We start from the raw sequence: 3,878 nt of genomic DNA, 5'->3' as shown, positions 1-3,878 counted from the left end.
AACACGGCGAAGCTCCTGCGGTGAAGGCTGTCTTGGCGGACTGCTCTCAACTACAGGAGCTTCGCTGCTGCTACCAGCACAAACACGGTCTTGACACCACACGCAACGCCCTAACTTCCCGGCATTGGGGCTAGTCGTCCTCGGCTGTGGCCGACGGCGCGGCGGAGGCTGGCGGGCTCGCGGCAGGCGACGCCGTGGGCGACTGCCCGCTGGGCGTGGCGCTCGGCGTGGGCTCGGCCGGCGTGGGCTCGGCCGGCGTGGGCTCGGCGGGCGCCGTCGGCTCAGGTGTCGGCTCAGGCGTCGGCGGTTCGCTCGGCGCGGGTTCGCTGGGTGTCGGAGCAGGCGTCGACCCCGGCTCGCTCGGGGACGGCTCGGGCTCGGGCTCGCTCGGCGACGGGCTCGGCGCGGGCTTCGGGGTCGGCTTCGGTGTGGGCTTCGGCTTCGTCGTCGGCTCGGGGGCAGGCTTCGTCTCGCCCTTGCCCGGCTTGCCGTCCGAGCCCTTGCCCGTGCCCGTGCCGGAGTCCTTGCCCGTCCCGCCTGCGGGAGCGTCCGGCCGCGAGGGCTGCGACACGTCGGGGTGGGCCGCGCCGTCCGCCGCTCGTCCGGTCGACGTCGCACCGGCCGCGGTGCGGTCGGTCGCGTCGTCCACCACGGCGCCGCGGCCGAACACGCCGCGGTCGCCCACGGGCCCGGCCGCGACGAACTCGAAGTGCCACGGCTCCGGCTTCGACCCGCCGGGACGCGCCCAGGCGGGGTTGTCCCAGCCGTGCTCGGGCGCGTGCGCACGCAACCAGCGGTACTCGGCGCTGCGCCCGCCGGAGATCGGCGCACCGAGGTCGACCGCGAGGCCCCACCCGTGGTTCGAGGTGCCCGGCACGGCGGCCAGGTGCGGCTTGCTGTGCGCCACCGCGACCTGCTCGGCGTAGGACCGGTAGGAGTCGGTGATCGGGATCGGGCGGCCGAACTCCCGCTCGAACGCCGCGTTCAGCGCCTCGAGGTGCTCGGCGGCGTCGCAGCGCAGCAGCTGTCCGGGGGCGAAGCCGAGCGTGCACAGCACGACGCTCGGGATGCGGCCGTTGGCGTAGCCGGTCGTGCTGTCGTACGCCGTGACGAGGCCGGGCAGGCCCTCGGCCGTGCGGCGCTCGCGGCCCGCTCCGCCGTCCGTCCGGGCCGTCGGGGCCTCGGGCCCGTCCGCCGGGGCGGAGGCCTCCAGGCGGGCGACGTGGTCGTCGACGGCGGCCGCTCGCTCGGCGGCGTCGAGCAGGTAGCTCAGGCGTACCGCTGCGGCGAGGAGGCGGCCGAACGTGACCGGTACGGGGTAGGCGGCCGGGTGCGTGACCGGGTACGCCTGGCGCCGCACGCCGAGGTAGGCGGCGACGAGGTCGTCGAGGGATCGCGCGGCCTGCGCCACGGCCGCGTCGTGCTCCGTGCCGCCGGTGCCCGTCAGTCGCTCTGCGCGGTCCAGGACGGCGAGCACCTGCGCCATCGCGACCCCGGAGAACCCGGCGTCGGCGCCGGTGAGGGCCGCTGCCTCCACGACGGGCTCGGCGGCCCGGGCGGCCGGTCCCGCTCCGGCCCGGTGCTCGGGTGGTGGCCCGGCCGCCTCGGCGGGGCGACCCGGCGCACCGGGCACCGTGCCGAGCAGCAGGCTGCCCGCGGTGACGGCGGCGAGGGTGCCGGCCCAGGCGGTGCGCACCGGGATGCGCCGGCCGGTACGGGGGAGACGGGGGACGAGCGACTTCGGCAGATCCGACACGCAGGGCCTCTCGTGAGAACGTGCTGGTATTACGCCGTCGACAAGTCAACGAACGGTAAAGCAGTATCACGGAAAGGCTACGCGTGTCCTGTCACAGCGGTGGACGGCGGCGTGCGCCCGAGCCTCGCTGCAAGTGACCCGGCCCGGTGCCAGACTGGGGGACCCGTCCGAACCCGTGACCCGCCTGCCCAGGAGGACCATGCGCCGCAGCGAGGCAGACGCCGTCGCCGGTCGCGGCACGGTGGCGGGCGACGGCCCCCGGGTCGTCCCCGGCGACGTCGTGCGCGCCGTCGCCGTGGTGAGCCTCGCCGTCGGACCCGTGACGCACGGCGGCGTCGCGGCGGCCCTGCTGTTCCTCGTCCTGGGCGGCACCGTCGTGCCGCGCGCGCTCGGCCTGCCCACCGTGCTGGACGTGACCTTCGGCGCGAGCCTGCTGCTCGCGGCCTGGGCCGCGCTGCTCGGCTGGTACGACGCCGTGTCCTGGCTCGACCTCGCCGTGCACGCGGTGTGCACGGGGCTGGTCGCGGCCGTCGGCGTCGAGCTGCTGCACCGCCTGCGGGTGATCACCGCGACGCCGGCGCCCGGGTGGGGGCGTGCGGGGCACGTCGCGGTGACGGCGGGCGTCGGTGCGCTGGGCGCCGTCCTGTGGGAGCTGGGGGAGTGGGCCGGGCACACGTTCCTCGACGACGACATCTCCGTGGGGTACGCCGACACCGTCGGCGACCTCGCGGCGGGCGCGCTCGGCGCGGCGGCCGCTGGCGTGGTCCTCGCGGCCAGGACCCGGGAGCCGGCGCGTGACTGACCGGCCCGTCACCGTGTCGGTGGTCGTCCCGGTGCGCGACGACGCCGCCGCCCTGGCCCACTGCCTCGCGCTCCTGGCCCGGCAGACGGTCGAGCCCCTCGAGGTCGTCGTCGTGGACAACGCGTCGACCGACGGGTCCGCCGACGTCGCGCGCCGGTTCGGCGCCGTCGTCGTGCCCGAGCCGCGCGTCGGCATCCCCGCTGCCGCCGCGACCGGTTACGACGCCGCGTCCGGCGACGTCATCGCGCGGCTCGACGCCGACTCGCGGCCGGGCCCGGACTGGGTCGAGACCGTGGTGCGCGAGATGGCGGCCGAGCCCGGCCTCGACGCCCTGACCGGGACCGGCCTGTTCCACGACGCGCCGCACGGCCTGCGCGCCGTGCTGTCGGTGGCCTACCTCGGGGCCTACTACGTGCTCGCGCACCTCGCGCTCGGGCACACCGCGCTGTGGGGGTCGTGCATGGCGGTGCGCGCGCCGGTGTGGCGGGCGGTGTGCGGCGACGTGGTGCGCGACGACCCCGAGGTGCACGACGACCTCGACCTCGCGTTCCGGCTCGGCCCGGGCCACCGGGTCCGCCTGCTGCGCACGTGGCGGGTCGGGGTGTCCGCGCGCAGCCTGCGCGGCCGGCGGCAGCGGCGCAGGCGGCTGGACCGCGCGTGGCGGACGCTGCGCCTGAACTGGCGGGTCGCTCCGCCGTGGGAGCGGTGGGCGCGTCAGCTCGGCGGGATCAGGCCGGCCTGGCGGTAGACCCGCCGCAGGTAGGCGAGCAGCTCGTCGCGGTCGATCTCGCCCGGCTGCAGGAGCCGGTAGACCAGTGCACCGACCGTCATGTCGAGCAAGGCCTCGACGTCCGTCCCCGCCGGGAGGTGCCCCTCGGCCGTGGCGCGCTCCAGCAGCACCAGCGCCGTGCGCCGACGGGGCAGCACATGGTGCTCCCAGAAGACCGCCAGGAGGCCCGGGTGCGTGGACCGGGCGCCGAACACGGCGGCGAGCAGCGCACGGTACTGCGGGTCGGCGAGCGCGTCGGCGGCCGTGGGCAGCGCGTCGTCGATGAGGCGCGCCATCTCGGAGTACGTCAGCCCGTCGTACGACGACGGCGGGTCACCGCCGCCGTCGAGCGTCCGGGCGGGCAGCCCCGCGCCGGCCGACTCGAAGGCCGCCGCGAGCAGTGCCTCCTTGCTGCTCCAGCGCCGGTAGACCGTCACCTTGCTGACGCCCGCCCGGCGCGCGACCTGCTCCATCCCGGCGCCCGCGACGCCGTCCGTCGCGAGCAGCTCGCGGGCCGCGGCCAGGATGGCGGTGTCGGCGGCGTCGCTGCG

Annotated in this window: 4 protein-coding genes; 2 read left to right on the top strand and 2 right to left on the bottom strand. The window is 76.7% G+C overall.

The genetic code is table 11. The annotated features are described in order from the left end of the window. Window positions 1-130 precede the first annotated feature (130 nt). The gene (locus tag HLB15_RS23860; protein WP_229785451.1) at window positions 131-1,756 is read right to left on the bottom strand and encodes a M15 family metallopeptidase; all 1,626 of its coding nucleotides are present in this window, start codon (window positions 1,754-1,756) and stop codon (window positions 131-133) included. A gap of 199 nt (window positions 1,757-1,955) precedes the next feature. On the opposite strand from HLB15_RS23860, the gene HLB15_RS22855 reads away from it, so the two are divergent. Then, a complete protein-coding gene (locus HLB15_RS22855) occupies window positions 1,956-2,558 on the top strand; it encodes a DUF2238 domain-containing protein (protein ID WP_212760261.1) in 603 nt (200 codons plus the stop codon). Next, window positions 2,551-3,306 carry a glycosyltransferase family A protein gene (locus HLB15_RS22850; protein ID WP_229785453.1) on the top strand — a complete coding sequence of 252 codons (756 nt, stop codon included), beginning with the start codon at window positions 2,551-2,553 and terminating at the stop codon, window positions 3,304-3,306. The genes HLB15_RS22855 and HLB15_RS22850 overlap by 8 nt, the downstream gene beginning before the upstream one ends. Here HLB15_RS22850 and HLB15_RS22845 read toward each other — a convergent pair. Then, window positions 3,273-3,878, bottom strand: a 606-nt coding sequence (locus HLB15_RS22845) for a TetR/AcrR family transcriptional regulator (protein ID WP_171108971.1), incomplete at its 5' end; no start/stop codon positions are given. The genes HLB15_RS22850 and HLB15_RS22845 overlap by 34 nt on opposite strands.

The sequence above is a fragment of the Promicromonospora citrea genome (genome assembly GCF_013004695.1).
Lineage (GTDB): Bacteria > Actinomycetota > Actinomycetes > Actinomycetales > Cellulomonadaceae > Promicromonospora > Promicromonospora citrea.
The sequence above is the reverse complement of the archived record's forward strand: the minus strand, read 5'-3'. Positions and strand labels throughout refer to the sequence as shown.

Bases quoted from the DNA above. Each gene is read 5' to 3' on its own strand.
- HLB15_RS22855 (WP_212760261.1), top strand. From the start codon at position 1,956: ATGCGCCGCAGCGAGGCAGACGCCGTCGCCGGTCGCGGCACGGTGGCG.